Origin of the sequence: Photorhabdus sp. RM96S (assembly GCF_042879335.1) — a bacterium.
Taxonomy (GTDB): domain Bacteria; phylum Pseudomonadota; class Gammaproteobacteria; order Enterobacterales; family Enterobacteriaceae; genus Photorhabdus; species Photorhabdus kayaii.
In genome coordinates this window covers 93,075-108,711 of record NZ_JBHFKT010000005.1, presented here as the reverse complement: position 1 = coordinate 108,711, position 15,637 = coordinate 93,075, and the positions used below count along the sequence as shown (strand labels likewise).

19 protein-coding genes and 2 pseudogenes are annotated in these 15,637 nt (G+C 42.9%); 13 read left to right on the top strand and 8 right to left on the bottom strand.

Annotated features, from left to right (window positions below):
• The first annotated feature begins 371 nt into the window (after positions 1-371).
• Together ACGF49_RS04650 and ACGF49_RS04645 are read left to right on the top strand one after the other, a co-directional pair.
• Entirely contained in the window at positions 372-926 is a 555-nt protein-coding gene (locus ACGF49_RS04650; protein WP_387489879.1) for a cytochrome b, read from the top strand.
• A 26-nt stretch (positions 927-952) separates the two neighbouring features.
• Complete coding sequence (locus ACGF49_RS04645; protein WP_262977718.1) at positions 953-1,531, top strand: YceI family protein; 579 nt, start codon at positions 953-955, stop codon at positions 1,529-1,531.
• Positions 1,532-1,940: 409 nt separating this feature from the next.
• Here ACGF49_RS04645 and ACGF49_RS04640 read toward each other — a convergent pair whose 3' ends face one another.
• Positions 1,941-2,318 carry a LecA/PA-IL family lectin gene (locus ACGF49_RS04640; protein WP_262977719.1) on the bottom strand — a complete coding sequence of 126 codons (378 nt, stop codon included), beginning with the start codon at positions 2,316-2,318 and terminating at the stop codon, positions 1,941-1,943.
• A 698-nt stretch (positions 2,319-3,016) separates the two neighbouring features.
• Here ACGF49_RS04640 and ACGF49_RS04635 point away from each other — a divergent pair.
• Positions 3,017-3,580, top strand: coding sequence for a VOC family protein (locus ACGF49_RS04635; RefSeq protein ID WP_011146352.1), 564 nt, complete (start codon positions 3,017-3,019; stop codon positions 3,578-3,580).
• 15 nt (positions 3,581-3,595) lie between these two features.
• On the opposite strand, the gene ACGF49_RS04630 is transcribed toward ACGF49_RS04635, so the two are convergent.
• The gene (locus tag ACGF49_RS04630) at positions 3,596-3,910 is read right to left on the bottom strand and encodes a DNA-binding transcriptional regulator (RefSeq protein WP_011146353.1); all 315 of its coding nucleotides are present in this window, start codon (positions 3,908-3,910) and stop codon (positions 3,596-3,598) included.
• Positions 3,907-4,245, bottom strand: coding sequence for a toxin (locus ACGF49_RS04625; RefSeq protein ID WP_113040653.1), 339 nt, complete (start codon positions 4,243-4,245; stop codon positions 3,907-3,909). Before ACGF49_RS04625 ends, ACGF49_RS04630 begins: the two co-directional genes overlap by 4 nt.
• A 53-nt stretch (positions 4,246-4,298) precedes the next feature.
• Between ACGF49_RS04625 and ACGF49_RS04620 the strand changes: the two are divergent.
• Both ACGF49_RS04620 and cutC read left to right on the top strand, forming a co-directional pair.
• Positions 4,299-4,457, top strand: a pseudogene (locus ACGF49_RS04620) (VOC family protein); the annotation flags it as partial.
• Between the two features lie 137 nt (positions 4,458-4,594).
• Positions 4,595-5,341 carry a copper homeostasis protein CutC gene (gene cutC, locus ACGF49_RS04615; protein ID WP_113040652.1) on the top strand — a complete coding sequence of 249 codons (747 nt, stop codon included), beginning with the start codon at positions 4,595-4,597 and terminating at the stop codon, positions 5,339-5,341.
• 42 nt (positions 5,342-5,383) lie between these two features.
• Here the strand turns inward: cutC and cmoB are convergent, their stop codons facing one another.
• On the bottom strand, positions 5,384-6,355 hold the full coding sequence (gene cmoB / locus ACGF49_RS04610; RefSeq protein WP_113040651.1) for a tRNA 5-methoxyuridine(34)/uridine 5-oxyacetic acid(34) synthase CmoB: 972 nt from the start codon (positions 6,353-6,355) through the stop codon (positions 5,384-5,386).
• Positions 6,352-7,110 carry a carboxy-S-adenosyl-L-methionine synthase CmoA gene (cmoA, locus tag ACGF49_RS04605; RefSeq protein ID WP_113040785.1) on the bottom strand — a complete coding sequence of 253 codons (759 nt, stop codon included), beginning with the start codon at positions 7,108-7,110 and terminating at the stop codon, positions 6,352-6,354. The genes cmoB and cmoA overlap by 4 nt, the downstream gene beginning before the upstream one ends.
• Before the next feature lie 301 nt (positions 7,111-7,411).
• On the opposite strand from cmoA, the pseudogene ACGF49_RS04600 reads away from it, so the two are divergent.
• Positions 7,412-7,561 (top strand): annotated as a pseudogene (locus tag ACGF49_RS04600) (type II toxin-antitoxin system RelE/ParE family toxin); the annotation flags it as partial.
• A 121-nt stretch (positions 7,562-7,682) separates the two neighbouring features.
• On the opposite strand, the gene ACGF49_RS04595 reads toward ACGF49_RS04600, so the two are convergent.
• Positions 7,683-8,078, bottom strand: a complete 396-nt coding sequence (locus ACGF49_RS04595) for an MAPEG family protein (RefSeq protein WP_113040650.1) — start codon at positions 8,076-8,078, stop codon at positions 7,683-7,685.
• A 276-nt stretch (positions 8,079-8,354) separates the two neighbouring features.
• On the opposite strand from ACGF49_RS04595, the gene aspS reads away from it, so the two are divergent.
• The 7 genes from aspS (at position 8,355) to ruvB (ending at position 13,817) form a co-directional block, all read left to right on the top strand.
• Positions 8,355-10,127, top strand: a complete 1,773-nt coding sequence (gene aspS / locus ACGF49_RS04590) for an aspartate--tRNA ligase (protein WP_113040649.1) — start codon at positions 8,355-8,357, stop codon at positions 10,125-10,127.
• Entirely contained in the window at positions 10,127-10,564 is a 438-nt protein-coding gene (gene nudB / locus ACGF49_RS04585; RefSeq protein WP_112876059.1) for a dihydroneopterin triphosphate diphosphatase, read from the top strand. The genes aspS and nudB overlap by 1 nt, the downstream gene beginning before the upstream one ends.
• 29 nt (positions 10,565-10,593) lie before the next feature.
• Positions 10,594-11,337 carry a YebC/PmpR family DNA-binding transcriptional regulator gene (locus tag ACGF49_RS04580; protein ID WP_262977721.1) on the top strand — a complete coding sequence of 248 codons (744 nt, stop codon included), beginning with the start codon at positions 10,594-10,596 and terminating at the stop codon, positions 11,335-11,337.
• Between the two features lie 11 nt (positions 11,338-11,348).
• Positions 11,349-11,486 (top strand): hypothetical protein, encoded by a 138-nt coding sequence (locus ACGF49_RS04575; protein WP_158536456.1) that lies wholly within the window; start codon positions 11,349-11,351, stop codon positions 11,484-11,486.
• Positions 11,487-11,574: 88 nt separating this feature from the next.
• Positions 11,575-12,096, top strand: coding sequence for a crossover junction endodeoxyribonuclease RuvC (gene ruvC, locus ACGF49_RS04570; protein ID WP_112896138.1), 522 nt, complete (start codon positions 11,575-11,577; stop codon positions 12,094-12,096).
• Positions 12,097-12,175: 79 nt separating this feature from the next.
• Complete coding sequence (gene ruvA / locus ACGF49_RS04565) at positions 12,176-12,793, top strand: Holliday junction branch migration protein RuvA (RefSeq protein WP_113040647.1); 618 nt, start codon at positions 12,176-12,178, stop codon at positions 12,791-12,793.
• Positions 12,794-12,809: 16 nt separating this feature from the next.
• Complete coding sequence (gene ruvB / locus ACGF49_RS04560) at positions 12,810-13,817, top strand: Holliday junction branch migration DNA helicase RuvB (protein ID WP_228899995.1); 1,008 nt, start codon at positions 12,810-12,812, stop codon at positions 13,815-13,817.
• 214 nt (positions 13,818-14,031) lie between these two features.
• On the opposite strand, the gene znuB is transcribed toward ruvB, so the two are convergent.
• Together znuB and znuC are read right to left on the bottom strand one after the other, a co-directional pair.
• On the bottom strand, positions 14,032-14,817 hold the full coding sequence (gene znuB / locus ACGF49_RS04555) for a zinc ABC transporter permease subunit ZnuB (RefSeq protein ID WP_112876055.1): 786 nt from the start codon (positions 14,815-14,817) through the stop codon (positions 14,032-14,034).
• Positions 14,814-15,572, bottom strand: coding sequence for a zinc ABC transporter ATP-binding protein ZnuC (znuC, locus tag ACGF49_RS04550; RefSeq protein ID WP_113040646.1), 759 nt, complete (start codon positions 15,570-15,572; stop codon positions 14,814-14,816). The genes znuB and znuC overlap by 4 nt, the downstream gene beginning before the upstream one ends.
• Between the last annotated feature and the right edge of the window lie 65 nt (positions 15,573-15,637).

The window sequence follows — 15,637 nt, the reverse complement described above, 5'->3', positions numbered from 1 at the left end:
CATTTCTGACTACTGAGGCTTGTGTTAGGCTCGTCAGATACGAGCACATCAGGTTATGATTCTTATAAGCGGAAAATTATAAAGAAATAATAGAAAATAAGATAATTAATTTTTACATTAGTTAAAATTTAAAATCAAATATAATAAAAAAATATATATTATATATTTTTTCGGCATTATTATTAATGTGGTATGTTTCTATCTTATTGTTATTTAATATTTTTTTACCTTAAATGATTTTCATTGATTAAAATTGAAAATCTTTTGCAAATTATTTGTTGGGATTTTTAATAAAAAAGAGATTAATATCATTCATAATTGAATTAGTTCAAAAAATGGCGAGTCTACATTTACCTAAAAAAGGAACTGTTATGCTTTGGAAGAATACTTCCAACCAGTTTGGTCACTTATCTGTCCTTTTACATTGGTTGGTTGCATTGGTCGTATATGGCATGTTTGCGCTAGGACTGTGGATGGTGACATTAGGGTATTACGATACGTGGTATCACAAAGCACCTGAAATTCATAAAAGCATCGGGATGTTGCTGTTTATCATGATGGCTTTGCGTGTTATCTGGCGTTTTGTTTCTCCACCACCCAAGCCATTAGCCAGTTATAGCCGCCTGATTAGAGTCAGCGCTGTTTTAATGCATATTTTGTTGTATATCTTACTGTTTGGCATTTTGATTAGTGGTTATTTAATTTCGACCGCTGATGGGCAGCCGATTTCTGTTTTTGACTGGTTTATTGTTCCGGCCACATTAATCGGTCAGGGCGAGCAGGCGGATACTGCCGGAATGATTCATCTTTACCTTGCTTGGGCAGTGGTAATTTTATCGTTATTACACGCTGTTGCAGCATTAAAACACCATTTTATTGACCGTGATGCAACCTTAAAGCGGATACTGGGTTTCCGTCCTGAATAATATAAAAGACGATTATGGAGAAGAATATGTTGAAGAAGACGCTACTTGGCCTGACTGCGGGTGCATTGTTACTAAATGCAAGTTCTGCATTAGCTGCCGATTATAAAATTGATATTCCCGGCCAGCACGCCTTTATTGGATTTCGCATTCAGCATTTGGGGTATAGCTGGCTATATGGGACATTTAAAGATTTTGATGGCTCTTTCACATTTGATGAGCAAAATCCGGCTGCAAATAAAGTTAATGTGACGATCAAAATAGCCAGTTTGGACACTAACCACGCCGAACGTGATAAACATCTGCGTAGTAAAGATTACTTTAATACAGAGAAATACCCTGAAGCAAAATTCACTTCAACTGAAGTGAAAAAAGAGGGGGAGAAATATGTTGTTACGGGTGATCTGACTTTAAACGGTGTGACAAAGCCGGTGGTACTGAATGCAGAGCTGATGGGTGAAGGTAAAGACCCGTGGGGTGGCTACCGCGCAGGGTTTGAAGCTTCTGGTAAAATCAAACTGAAAGATTTTAATTTCAAAGCAGATTTGGGACCTAAATCACAGGAAGCGGATTTATTGATTTCTATCGAAGGTGTCCGGGAAAAGTAATACGCGGATGACTTAGCTCGGTAGTGCAATTTATTAAGGGCTGCGCATTGCGTGGCCTGTTTTATTGATAGGCAAAACTTTCTTTTCAATTGATGTCATGGATAATGGAATACATCAAAAATTGAGTTACAAAAAGCGCAAGGGGGAATGCTTACTTTCAGGTAGCTTTATTCTGACATATATTACCAATAGACCAAATAGAATCTTTTTCTTTATCTGATGTGGATGCTTATATCGTTTGAAGAAAAACATAGTAAGCATCCATTTGTAGGAAACAGTAATAATAATGATGAGGCTGATATTTAACGTGGACTTTTTCTTATCTGCCAAGTGAAATAATGTGATTTTTCACTTGGCGTTGTATTAAATAGAATGTTTATTATATTAGTAATACATATTCATATAATTTTTATATTATTTCCTTTAGAGGGGAATACCGAGATTCTATTATGACCTCGACTTGAAATTCACCTGAATTATCACCAAAAGTACCCGGTACGTCATTGAATAAAAGTATTAATTCTCCATCTACAGGAACTGTTTTATGAAGTACTCCGTTGTCAATTGCAAACTTCTTGTTGGCGATTTTAGCAACGAGAGTGACTATTGGTGACGGTTGTTGATTATTAGGTACAGAACCATCAGGTGCTGCCCATTCAAGATAATCACGGCCATATTTCACCCAGCCATGAGCAACGACAGAGATTATATCTCCTTGTTTGAGAATAAGTCCTGTGGGTTTACCGTTTTCAGCGTTAGCTGGAACACTTCCTGACCAATCAGACATAGTATTACCTCCGAAATTATGTTTTATAGAAATAGTTTTGTCAAAGATGTTTACATATTTGACTAAAATGTAATTTATTTTCTTTATGATTGTATTTCAATGAGGAAATTAGTGTTTGTGATCTGTATCAATTACAATAATTTTTATATCGATGGTTAATTTTAATATTGTAATTTTTGCTTTTTGCTTTTTGCTTTTTGCTTTTTGCTTTTTGCTTTTTGCTTTTTGCTTTTGTTTTTTTATAGATTCTTAATTTTATATTGAATGATAAACTTTGTGATTATTTTTTATTTTAAATAATTGCCCTGAATCGTTAGAATAAAAGAATAATATTCCTATTTTTAATTTCCTAATCTAATTATATTATAAAACCAGAATTACCCTTAATTCCCATTACGTGCGGAAATTGTGTAAAATAAAATGGTTACAGTAACTTATTGATAGATAGTGTTTCTTGCGAGGTATCAAACCTTGTCCCAAGCGGGTTTTTTCGCTTAATTGCAGTTTTTTGTGAGTGAAATAGGGTAATGAGAATTCATGGAATTATTGAAAGAGTGATTGTGTTGGTACCATCGAATTTCAATTATTACCAATCGAGAGTATCATTTGAGGTTTGAAACGGCGGCAACCCTTTAAAATTCTTGGGCTGTTTGGGGCCAAGGGAAGGGACCAATCTATTGCATCTTAACTGGGATAATATGACACATTTTTCTTCTATTGTTGAATTACAGGATTTAGTGGCTGAACTGGCAATATTTGAGCAAAAATTGGTACGGTTCAAACAACGGCTTAATTTGAATGTTGAGCAATATCAAGCCGATCATATCTCCTTACGTTGTCACGATATCTCTGTAGCGGAGCGCTGGCGTAAAGGTTTTTTGCAATGTGGCAGTTTGATGTCAGAAACTATTATTAATGGACGTCCAATCTGCTTGTTTGATTTAGAGTACCCAATTGCGGTGCTTAATTGGCAAATTGATTGTGTAGAATTGCCCTATCCTGGCAAGAAAACTTACTTGCATCAGGGATGGGAACATGTGGAGCTGGTGCTGCCGGTGGCACCTGAGATCTTATCAACAGCCGCAAAAGCATTATTACCGCAACCTTTGCCGGCAGGTTTTTCTGTTAAAGAGAGTCAACCCAAAGGGGAACAAGAGCGGTTGCCTAATCCGACCTTAGCTATCACTGATGGTGAGATCACCGTCAAGTTTCACCCATTTACATTGCGTGAAATTGTTAAAAGTGAATGCTCAGCTACATGAATTAAAGTGATATTGTTATGTGAGGCTGGCAAGAAATTCTAGTGCCTGCGGGTTGCGCTCCACCATTTTAATCAGTAACACAGCTTGTTTATTCGGTTTAGCCCGTCCCTGTTCCCAGTTTTGGTATGTCGTCTCACCGGTATGCAGGTACTGGGCAAAAACAGCCTGAGAAATATTCAGTTTACTCCGGATAGATTTCAACTCATCCGGACTGATGAAGATATCATTTTTTAACCTCCTCTTATGAGTTTTCAATGTGAGTTTGCCTTCGTTAGCCTCTTCCCAAGCTTTCATCCCTTCATTGAGTTCTGCAAATAGATCACGCTTCATTTATGCTCCTTTTTTCTCATTTCTAACATTTTACGCAAGGATTCGCATTGCTCTTTAGTTAAGTCTGACATTTCATCTTTATCATAGATAGTGAAAAGCATGAATTGCGATTTAGATACCCACCAATAGTAAATTATCCGAATACCGCCTCGTTTTCCCTTTTTCCTTCGGGAATCAGTAAAACGTACTTTACGCAATCCGCCTGTATGTTGGATTACATCTCCTGTTGTTGGATTTTTCAGTAGCATATTTTGGAAGGTTCGAAACTCCTCATCACTCAGGTAGTTATGACGGTAACGTTCAAAAGGTGGTAGTTCAACAAAAACAGCTTCCATCACTTATCCATCTGTTCCCAACTTGAGTATAATATACACCCAAGTTGGGGATAGTTAAAGAGAGTCAACCCAAAGGGGAACAAGAGCGGTTGCCTAATCCTACCTTAGCTATCACTGATAGTGAGATCACCGTCAAGTTTCACCCATTTACATTGCGTGAAATTGTTAAAAATGAGCACCAGTCGGCAAAATTAACGTTTTCGTCCTTGTGATCCAGATAAAAATTCTGACCTTGTGATTTCCTACAAATCATCGGAAATAATTAGATGTCATAGTTAGTGAATTGAACTACTGAATCGCGTAGATTCATTGATTGCTCGTTAATAACTGGGTGTCCAAGGAACTTCTGATGACAAAGTTAGAAATTTGTTGTTTTAGCGTGGGTTGCTCATTAATCGCACAACAGGCGGGTGCTGACCGGATAGAGCTTTGCGCCAGTCAGGCGGAAGGGGGATTAACACCGAGTTTTGGTACATTGAAGCAGGCTATTGAGCAATTAACTATTCCTGTGTATCCCATTGTACGTCCAAGAGGTGGTGATTTTTGCTACAGTCACTCAGATTTTGAGGTGATGAAAAATGATGTTGCTCAGATCCGTGATATGGGATTTATGGGCGTCGTTTTTGGTGTATTAGATGAAGAAGGGCATATTGATTTGCCCCGTATGCAACAATTGATGGCACTGTCTGGCGATATGGCCGTTACTTTTCACCGTGCGTTTGATATGTGTTTTAATCCTTATGTGGCACTGGATCAACTCACTCAGCTTGGTGTTAAACGAATATTGACTTCTGGTCAGCAACAGAATGCGGAATTGGGATTACCCTTATTGAAAGAGCTACATCAAGCCAGTCAGGGGCCAATTATTATGGCGGGTGCGGGTGTTCGTATGAGTAATATTCATAAATTTATCGATATCGGGTTAACGGAAGTTCACAGTTCGGCAAGACGGATTATGCCCTCTACCATGACCTACCGCAAAGCAGGGGTGACGATGAGCGCGGATAATGAAGTGGATGAGTTTTCACATTATTGTGTTGATGGTGGTGTGGTAGAGGTGATGAAAGGGATGCTGAGTCTGACTTTATTTGAGTAAAATCTATTATGGACTGGCCCAACTTTGGGCCAGTTGACAAAATCAGGGCTTACGGGCGATGAGTACCGCCCGCAGAGGAGCGGGATAACCCTCAATGGTTTTACTGTTATCCGCAGGATCGAGGAAGTCAGATAGCGATTCAGTTTTCATCCAATCTGTCCGATGTTGTTCTTCCGTCGTTGTGACTGCCTGATCGACAATTTTTACATCAACAAAACCGCACTTCTCCAGCCAAATTTTCAACATTTTTGCCGAAGGGATGAAATAGACGTTGCGCATTTGAGCATAACGTTCACCGGGGATTAAACAGGTATGTTCATCTCCTTCAACAACCAGACTTTCCAGTACTAACTCACCCTCAGATACCAGTTGGTTTTTCAACTGCCAGAGATGGTCAAGAGGAGAGCGGCGGTGATAGAGAACGCCCATCGAGAAAACCGTATCGAAAGCGGCCAGTGCCGGTAATTGTTCAATGCCCAGAGGTAAAAGATGGGCACGTTGATCATTGCCAAGCAACTTTCTGACAGCTTCAAATTGGCAGAGGAAGAGCTGAGTTGGATCGATACCAACGGCAAGTTCAGCCCCTTCACCCACCATCCGCCACAGGTGATAACCACTGCCGCAACCAACATCAAGAATTGTACGGCCGGTTAATGGAGAAATATGGGGCAGTACCCGATCCCACTTCCAATCTGAGCGCCATTCAGTATCAATATTTACGCTATAAAGCGAGAATGGGCCTTTGCGCCACGGCATGAATACTCGCAATATATTGGTAAGGCAAATTTTTTCACCTTCGGATAGGGGCGGATCGCGTTCTGCGATCACGCCATTTTTCAGATCTAATTGGGTCGGTGAAATTTCGGGTAGGTTTTCCAGGGTTTTTACCCATGGTTTAAAATTACCGTGCAGGGCCGCTTTTTGCCATTCTTGCAGTTGAGCAGGAAGGCAATTAAGCCAATGCTGGAGGTTATTTTTTGCAATAAGTTGATAAAAATTACCGAAATCGATCATTTATCGGCTCCTTTTATCGCTAGCAGTGAACCAAAGTTGAAACACTGAAACCAGACTTCAACATGGTTAAAACCGGATTGATGGAGACGGGATTTGTGTGTTTCTACAGAATCAGTCAACATGACATTTTCAAGCATGCTGCGTTTCTGGCTGATTTCCAGTTCGCTATATCCGTTAGCACGCTTAAAATCGTGGTGCATATTAAACAGTAACTCACCAATCTGTTGATCTTCAAAGCTGAATTTCTCTGATAAAACTAAAACACCCCCCGGACGTAACCCCTGATAAATCCGGTTAAGTAAACCTTGTCGATCTTGCGGGTTGAGGAATTGTAAGGTGAAATTCAGTACGACCATCGAAGCATTTTGAATATCGATATTAAGAATATCGGCTTCAATGACTTCAACCGGTGTTTGTGCCCGGAAAGCATCGATATGGCGACGACAGCGTTCCACCATTGCCGGGGAATTATCAACGGCGATAATTTTGCAGTTTTCAGCGGCAATATTGCGGCGCATTGCCAAGGTTGATGCGCCCAGAGAACAACCCAGGTCGTAAATTTGACTGTTTGATGTCACGAAACGACCGGCCAGCATACCAATCATGGAAACAATATTTGAATAACCTGGCACGGAGCGTTGGATCATATCAGGGAAAACTTCGGCTACCCGTTCATCGAAACGCCAGTCTCCCAGATTGGCAATGGGCGTGGCAAACAGGCTATCCCTTTGATGGTAAGGATCTTGATTTGACATAACAGCATTAATTATCAGAAAAAATAGAAGGTGGCATTCTAACAGATGTAAAGCTTGACCTTGAACCAATTTTCTCTGTGCTTAAAAGTAGTGAATAATGGAAATATTTGAGGAATTTAAGTGTTGTACAAAAATCATATCATGGCGCGATCAATCCTTGATTTCATGAGTCAGTCAGCATTAGGGGAGCTTTGGGTTTTATATAAAAAAGTAAAGATGCATTTAAAAGCACCTTTAAATGACCTATTGTTTGCTTACGTAAAAGAGTGAGGTGGTGTATGGCATATCAAATCTTAACAAACTGATCTATAGTCTGGAATTTGAAAAGCGGGCCTTAAAAGAGTGGAAGAAGTTAGGTCATCCAATTAAGGGGCAGCTAAAGAAAAAATTGGCTGAACGCTTAGAAAATCCTCATGTGCCGTCAGCAAGATTAAGTGGGCGAGGTAAAAAAACCAACACTTGCTCGCTTTGCATGTCAACGTTGGAAAGTCTTCCTTATATGGGGAACAGCTATGGTTAGAATAATAGGCAGCCGAGTTTGCTGCCTGTTATTTTAGTGCCAGTGGTATTCGTTAGTAGAGAGAAAATATCTGTTCCCAAGGCAAGTAGTAAATATTTGTCATCACCATTAATACGATTGAGAGATAAGTTGCTACCATGCCTGAACGTCGCCAGCGGAGTTCACGGTGGTGCAGACCATAATAATGCAAGACTCTGCCGGTGAGCAGAATCAAACCACAGACATGTATCGTCCAGACATTTGAGCCGTTCATCTCCATCATGACCAGCAATAACATAGAGATAGGGATATATTCCACAGCATTACCGTGGATGCGGATCGCTGTTTGTAATTCGTAAAAACCACCGTCTCCATATGAGACACGATATTGTGTTCTTAACTTAACCACATCAAAAGACAGCTTAATCAATAATAGTGCGCCCAACACAACATAAAGCGAGCTAACCATTTTTAACTCCATTGCCTAACCGAAATTGGCCAATTAAGTTATGATAAACCCCAAAAATAAAACTGTCGCTATAAATAGATGGGAATTGAAAATAAATTGCCTGATTATCAGACATCAAGCAATGGTATAGCATCGGAATATTACCTGCCCTTATCTCTGAGCAGAATTTCCATTATAATGGCGACCTTTTTTGACACTTCATGACATTTTTCAAGTTCAAGAACGATGCCAAAATTTCCGCAGCAACAGCACAACAGCCGAGTAAAAGGATATTGTATGCGTACTGATTATTGTGGGCAGTTGAATCTGACCCATGAAGGCCAGAAGGTGACTCTTTGTGGTTGGGTAAACCGCCGCCGTGATCTAGGTGGCTTGATTTTTATTGATATGCGTGATCGTGAAGGGATTGTTCAGGTGTTTTTTGACCCGGATCAGCAAGCCGCATTTTCTCAGGCTGCTGAACTGCGTAATGAATTCTGTATTCAAATCACCGGTACTGTACGCGCCCGTCCTGACAGTCAAATCAATAAAGATATGGCTACCGGTGAAATAGAGGTTTTTGCGGAAAGTTTGAATATCATCAACCGCTCCGAACCTTTGCCTTTGGATAGCAATCAGACGAACAGTGAAGAGCAGCGTCTGAAATATCGTTATATTGATCTGCGCCGGCCTGAAATGGCAAATCGTCTGAAAGCACGCGCTAAAATCACCAGTTTTGTTCGTCGTTTCATGGATAATCAGGGTTTCCTGGATATTGAAACGCCGATGCTGACGAAAGCAACCCCCGAAGGTGCTCGTGATTATTTGGTGCCGAGTCGTGTTCATAAAGGCAAATTTTATGCTCTGCCTCAATCCCCACAGTTATTTAAACAATTGCTGATGATGTCTGGTTTTGACCGTTATTATCAAATTGTTAAATGCTTCCGTGATGAAGATTTGCGTGCGGATCGTCAGCCAGAATTCACCCAGATCGACGTGGAAACTTCCTTTATGACTGCTGAGCAGGTAAGGGAAATGATGGAAAAAATGATCCGTGAATTGTGGCTTGAAATTGAAGGTGTTGATCTGGGGCATTTCCCGGTGATGACGTTTGCCGAAGTGATGCGTCGTTTCGGTTCTGATAAACCTGATCTGCGTAACCCATTGGAGTTGGTTGATGTTGCTGATCTGGTTAAAGATGTGGAATTTAGTGTTTTTGCTGAACCGGCGAATGACAGTAAAGGCCGCGTAGCCGTAATTCGGGTACCAGGTGGTGCTGAATTGAGTCGTAAGCAGATTGATGAATATGGCAAATTCGTTGGAATTTATGGCGCAAAAGGGCTGGCGTGGATAAAAGTCAATACGCGTGCTGCCGGTCTGGAAGGGGTTCAAAGTCCGATAGCCAAGTTCCTGAATGCAGAGGTGATTGAAGGTCTGCTTTCCCGTACCGGTGCACAGGATGGCGATATTTTGTTCTTCGGTGCTGGTAGTGTGAAGGTGGTCACTGATGCTTTGGGAGCGTTGCGTCTGAAATTAGGGCGCGATCTGAACCTGACAAAATTGGATAGCTGGCGGCCACTGTGGGTTATCGACTTCCCCATGTTCGAAGATGATGGGGAAGGTGGTCTGACTGCCATGCATCATCCATTTACTTCACCGTGTAATATGTCAGCGGCGGAGTTGGAGCAAAATCCGGTTTCGGCTATTGCCAATGCTTACGATATGGTGATTAACGGCTACGAAGTGGGTGGTGGCTCAGTGCGTATTCACCGTAATGAAATGCAACAAGCGGTGTTCCGTATTTTGGGCATTAATGAGCAGGAACAGCAGGAGAAATTTGGCTTCTTGCTGGATGCACTGAAATTTGGTACGCCTCCCCATGCAGGTTTGGCATTTGGTCTTGACCGTTTGGTTATGTTGCTGACAGGAACGGATAACATCCGTGATGTTATCGCATTCCCTAAAACTACCGCTGCCGCTTGTTTAATGACGGAAGCGCCAAGTTATGCCAATTCGGCGGCCCTTGAAGAGTTATCAATATTTGTTGTTGCTAGAAAAGAGAGTGAATAATGGCTTACAAGCGCCCCGAGTCTGTGCTGGTGGTTATTTATGCGTTTTCCAGCCGACGGGTGCTAATGTTACAGCGGCGGGACGATCCTGATTTTTGGCAGTCTGTAACTGGCAGCCTTGATGGAGATGAAACGCCGTGGGAGACAGCATTGCGTGAAGTGCAAGAAGAAGTCGGTATCGATATTATAGGTGAAAATCTTGAACTGATAGATTGCCGGCGTTCTCTTTATTATGAGATTTTTACCCACTTGCGTCATCGCTATGCTCCAGGAGTCACCCGCAATAAAGAGTACTGGTTCTGTCTGGCATTGCCGGAAGAGCGAGAATGCCTGTTGACTGAACATCAGGCTTATCAGTGGCTGGATGCGGATAAAGCAGTAAAGCTCACTAAGTCGTGGAGCAATCGGCAGGCGATTGAAGAGTTTGTTATTGAATAAGTTTATTAGACGTTTTATCGGAGAACCTTATGGCAGGTCATAGTAAATGGGCCAACACCAAGCACCGCAAAGCTGCGCAGGATGCGAAACGCGGTAAGATTTTCACCAAAATTATCCGGGAGCTAGTAACGGCAGCCCGTCTGGGTGGTGGAGATCCTGTATCTAACCCACGTCTGCGTGCTGCAATTGATAAAGCACTGTCCAACAACATGACCCGCGATACTCTGAACCGTGCTATCGCCCGTGGTGTCGGCAACGATGAAGCGGATAACATGGAAACCATCATTTATGAAGGTTATGGTCCGGGGGGAACGGCGGTGATGGTTGAGTGTCTGAGTGATAATCGTAACCGTACTGTTTCTGATGTTCGCCATGCTTTCACTAAAACCGGTGGTAATCTGGGTACTGATGGCTCGGTTGCTTATTTGTTCACCAAAAAAGGGGTGATTTCTTACGCGCCAGGGCTGGACGAAGATGTGGTTATGGAAGCAGCGTTGGAAGCCGGCGCTGATGATGTAGAAACCTATGATGATGGCGCGATTGATGTTTACACCACACCAGAAACGTTTGGTGACGTGAAAGATGCGTTAGATGCCGCCGGTTTTGTGGCTGAATCAGCGGAAGTTTCGATGATCCCGTCCACTAAAGCGGAATTGGATGCGGAAACCGCACCTAAATTATTGCGCTTGATTGATATGTTGGAAGATTCAGACGACGTACAAGAGGTTTACCATAACGGTGAAATCTCTGATGAAGTTGCTGCTTTGCTGTAATTTCAATCGGGTTGTATACCCTATGGATTTCAAGATGCATCGCGGCGGCAAGGGAGCGAATCACCGGGAGCATAGCGAACTATGTGACCGGGGTGAGTCAGTGCAGCCAACAAAGAGGCAACTTGAAGGATAACGGGTATATAGCGTAGAGAAAGTGTGCTGTGGTACAGGACACTTTCTCTAACGTTTTTATCTCATTCATATTAAAGGTGATAATCAAAGGCGAATAAACAGAATATGGCGATTATCTTAGGTATCGACCCGGGTTCCCGCGTCACTGGCTATGGTGTGATCCGTCAGCAGGGGCGTCATTTGAGCTACCTTGGCAGTGGTTGTATCCGAACAAAAGTTGATGATCTGCCTAACCGGTTGCAGCGTATTTATGCAGGTATTCTTGAAATTATTACGCAATTTCAACCGGATGCTTTTGCCATCGAACAAGTTTTTATGGCGAAAAACGCCGATTCAGCGCTGAAATTAGGGCAAGCGCGAGGCGTTGCTATTCTTGCCGCTGTCAATCAATCTGTGCCGGTTTTTGAATATGCTGCCCGACAGGTTAAACAGACGGTTGTGGGAACCGGGGCGGCTGAAAAAAGTCAGATTCAGCATATGGTGCGTTCTATGCTGAAATTATCTGCTAATCCGCAATCCGATGCGGCAGATGCATTGGCGATTGCGATAACCCATTGTCACTTTAATCAGAATCTTTTACGGGTTGGTGATCCCAGATTAATCCTGGCGCGTGGGCGTTTAAGATAACGGCTGGATATGCATCCAGCTTTTTTTATGTTATAACCATAAATAGAACAATCAGTTGTATTTTTTAGGGGATAAACGAGTGATAGGGCGTCTCAGAGGAATTGTGCTGGAAAAACAACCACCTTTGGTTTTACTGGAAACGAATGGCGTTGGTTATGAAGTTCATATGCCAATGACCTGTTTTTATGAATTGCCTGATGCTGGACAGGAAGCTGTTCTATTTACTCACTTTATTGTGCGTGAAGATGCGCAATTACTTTATGGTTTTAATGATAAGCAAGAGCGGTCTCTATTCCGTGAATTAATTAAAGTGAATGGTGTTGGGCCTAAATTGGCGTTGGCTATTCTTTCGGGCATGTCTGCGCAGCAATTTGTTTCTGCTATTGAACAAGAGGCGATCGCTTCTCTGGTTAAACTGCCGGGTGTGGGTAAGAAAACCGCTGAACGGCTGGTGGTTGAAATGAAAGATCGCTTTAAAGGGCTGAATGGCGATCTCTTCAATCAGAGCAGTGATATTAATTTGCCGGCAACGGCCAAACAGACAACTTCTGACGCTGATAGCGAAGCGGAAGCCGCTGCGGCATTAGTCTCTTTGGGTTACAAACCACAGGAAGCCAGCCGCATGGTAAATAAAGTCGCTAAACCGGGGGCGGATTGTGAAACACTTATCCGCGAAGCGCTTCGCGCTGTTCTCTAAGTTACAGGGGTAAGCCATGATTGAAGCTGACCGTCTGGTTTCTGCGGAAGTTTTGCCAGATGATGAAGCCGTTGACCGCGCCATCAGACCTAAATTGTTGTCTGAATATGTCGGACAACCGCAGGTCTGTGAGCAGATGGAGATTTTTATTCAGGCTGCCAGACAGCGTGGTGATGCTCTTGACCATCTACTGATTTTTGGTCCGCCGGGATTGGGGAAAACAACGCTGGCGAATATTGTTGCCAATGAGATGGGTGTTAATCTTCGCACAACTTCAGGCCCGGTGTTGGAAAAGGCGGGTGATTTGGCGGCAATGCTGACCAATCTTGAACCGCACGATGTATTGTTTATCGATGAAATTCACCGCTTATCGCCGGTAGTGGAAGAAATTCTCTATCCAGCAATGGAAGATTACCAGCTAGATATTATGATTGGCGAGGGGCCGGCAGCCCGTTCGATTAAAATTGATTTGCCACCTTTTACCCTGATTGGGGCGACTACTCGCGCAGGTTCTTTGACTTCTCCACTGCGTGATCGGTTCGGTATCGTACAGCGTCTTGAATTTTATAATGTGGACGATTTGCAAAGTATCGTTTCTCGCAGCGCTCGTTTTATGGGGGTAGCGATCAGTGATGAGGGCGCCCGGCAAGTTGCCATGCGTTCTCGTGGAACGCCACGGATTACAAACCGTTTACTGCGCCGGGTACGTGATTTTGCTCAAGTAAAAGGGAATGGTGCGATTGATGGCAATATTGCCACCAGAGCGCTGGATATGTTGAGCGTAGATGCTGCCGGTTTTGATTATCTGGATCGTAAGTTACTGATTGCCATCATTGATAAATTTATGGGCGGGCCGGTTGGGGTAGATAACCTTGCCGCTGCTATTGGTGAAGAGCGGGAAACAATTGAGGATGTGCTGGAACCCTTTTTGATTCAACAGGGTTTTATTCAACGCACTTCCCGTGGACGAATTGCCACCGAACATGCTTATCGCCATTTTGGTATGGTTAGAGATCAGGAATGACTTGTTTAATTACCTGAAAAATCGGGATGGGTACTCCCGCAAGGGAAACCTATCCCGTTCTCCTGATAACTGGGTTATACCCGTCATCTTTCAAGTTGCCTCTTTGTTGGCTGCACTCACACCCCGGTCACATCGTTACCTATGCTCCCGGGGATTCTCTCCCTTGCCGTCGCGATGCATCTTGAAATCCATTGGGTTATACCCACTCAGTGGATCAATTTTTTGCTTTACTGATCAGGCTGATAATAAACATCACCGCAGCACATAGCACGACAGAGGGCCCTGCTGGTGTGTCGTAAACGGCGGAGAAAGCTAATCCACCGGTGACGGCAAGCGTACCAACCGCAATAGCAATACCGGCCATTTGTTCCGGTGTACGGGCAAAACGGCGAGCAGTAGCGGCCGGGATAATGAGCAGGGAGGTGATAATCAGTGCGCCGACAAACTTCATTGCCAAGCCGATTGTCAACGCTGTTACCAGCATTAACAGCACTCTTAACCGCTGTATTTTAATTCCATCCACAAAAGCCATTTCTTGACTGACGGTGATAGAGAGCAAGGCGTTCCATTGCCAGAACAGGAGCGTGGTGACCATGGTGACACCGATGGCAATCAACCAAATATCTTCATAGGTGACTGATAACAAATCACCAAACAGATAAGCCATCAAATCAACTCGCACATTAGACATTAAACTGACAACCACTAGCCCTAATGATAATGCGCTGTGAGCCATAATCCCCAACAAAGTATCGATTGCCAGTTGAGGACGTTTCTCCAGCCAAACTAAAATAATTGCCAGTATCAAAGTGACGGCGATAATTGTGTAAAAAGGGCTAATATTTAGCAATAATCCGAAAGCAACGCCCAGTAATGAAGCATGAGCCAGAGTATCGCCAAAATAGGACATTCTGCGCCAGACAACAAATGAACCTAATGGCCCGGCAGCAATAGCCAATAATACGCCGGCCAACCAACCGGGGAATAATAATTCGATCATGAGTGGCATTCCCTGTTATTTTCCAAGCTAATTTTCCCTTTCAGATCATGGTGATGGTCGTGTTGGTGGCGGTATATCGCCAATTGTTCAGCACCATGATGACCAAACATCGCGATAAATTCAGGGTGGGTTGAAACAACTTCAGGTGTGCCGGAACAACAAATATGTTGATTAAGGCATAAAACTTCGTCTGTTTTCGCCATGACCAGATGCAAATCATGGGAAACCATCAATACAGCGCAATGCAATTCGGTCCTGATTTGATTGATTAAATCATAAAGTGCTAATTGACCATTAACATCGACCCCTTGTGTTGGTTCATCAAGGACGAGTAATTGAGGTTGATTTAATAGTGCTCTGGCTAATAAAACCCGTTGGCTTTCCCCACCGGATAATTTTTGCATGGGCTGCTGCAATAGATGAGCAGCATTCACCCATTCAAGTGCCGGTAATATATCGCCAGATTTTACCCCGGGTTTTAGCATCATGAAGCGTTTAACTGTCAATGGCAGGGTGGGGTCAAGATGCAACTTCTGTGGAACATAGCCGATTTTCAATCCATCGGTATATTCAATAGTGCCGGATGATGGCTCAATAAGCCCTAAAACAACGCGGACTAAAGTTGATTTACCGGCACCATTAGGACCTAGCAACGTCAGAATATTTCCTCGTTGCAAATGTAGAGAGATATTGTTTAATACCCGACGATCGCCGAAATTAACAGCAATATTTTTTAAAGTGATGAGTGTCGACATGTTAAATATATCTTGCGTGAACATTGAGATGTTATAATATAACAATTCTGGTTTCTGTCCACGAG

What these genes read in the sequence shown, in the direction of transcription:
- ACGF49_RS04650 (WP_387489879.1), top strand. Translation starts at nt 372, where the DNA reads ATGCTTTGGAAGAATACTTCCAACCAGTTTGGTCACTTATCTGTCCTT.
- ACGF49_RS04645 (WP_262977718.1), top strand. Translation starts at nt 953, where the DNA reads ATGTTGAAGAAGACGCTACTTGGCCTGACTGCGGGTGCATTGTTACTA.
- ACGF49_RS04640 (WP_262977719.1), bottom strand. Translation starts at nt 2,318, where the DNA reads ATGTCTGATTGGTCAGGAAGTGTTCCAGCTAACGCTGAAAACGGTAAA.
- ACGF49_RS04635 (WP_011146352.1), top strand. Translation starts at nt 3,017, where the DNA reads ATGACACATTTTTCTTCTATTGTTGAATTACAGGATTTAGTGGCTGAA.
- ACGF49_RS04630 (WP_011146353.1), bottom strand. Translation starts at nt 3,910, where the DNA reads ATGAAGCGTGATCTATTTGCAGAACTCAATGAAGGGATGAAAGCTTGG.
- ACGF49_RS04625 (WP_113040653.1), bottom strand. Translation starts at nt 4,245, where the DNA reads ATGGAAGCTGTTTTTGTTGAACTACCACCTTTTGAACGTTACCGTCAT.
- cutC (WP_113040652.1), top strand. Translation starts at nt 4,595, where the DNA reads ATGACAAAGTTAGAAATTTGTTGTTTTAGCGTGGGTTGCTCATTAATC.
- cmoB (WP_113040651.1), bottom strand. Translation starts at nt 6,355, where the DNA reads ATGATCGATTTCGGTAATTTTTATCAACTTATTGCAAAAAATAACCTC.
- cmoA (WP_113040785.1), bottom strand. Translation starts at nt 7,110, where the DNA reads ATGTCAAATCAAGATCCTTACCATCAAAGGGATAGCCTGTTTGCCACG.
- ACGF49_RS04595 (WP_113040650.1), bottom strand. Translation starts at nt 8,078, where the DNA reads ATGGTTAGCTCGCTTTATGTTGTGTTGGGCGCACTATTATTGATTAAG.
- aspS (WP_113040649.1), top strand. Translation starts at nt 8,355, where the DNA reads ATGCGTACTGATTATTGTGGGCAGTTGAATCTGACCCATGAAGGCCAG.
- nudB (WP_112876059.1), top strand. Translation starts at nt 10,127, where the DNA reads ATGGCTTACAAGCGCCCCGAGTCTGTGCTGGTGGTTATTTATGCGTTT.
- ACGF49_RS04580 (WP_262977721.1), top strand. Translation starts at nt 10,594, where the DNA reads ATGGCAGGTCATAGTAAATGGGCCAACACCAAGCACCGCAAAGCTGCG.
- ruvC (WP_112896138.1), top strand. Translation starts at nt 11,575, where the DNA reads ATGGCGATTATCTTAGGTATCGACCCGGGTTCCCGCGTCACTGGCTAT.
- ruvB (WP_228899995.1), top strand. Translation starts at nt 12,810, where the DNA reads ATGATTGAAGCTGACCGTCTGGTTTCTGCGGAAGTTTTGCCAGATGAT.
- znuB (WP_112876055.1), bottom strand. Translation starts at nt 14,817, where the DNA reads ATGATCGAATTATTATTCCCCGGTTGGTTGGCCGGCGTATTATTGGCT.
- znuC (WP_113040646.1), bottom strand. Translation starts at nt 15,572, where the DNA reads ATGTCGACACTCATCACTTTAAAAAATATTGCTGTTAATTTCGGCGAT.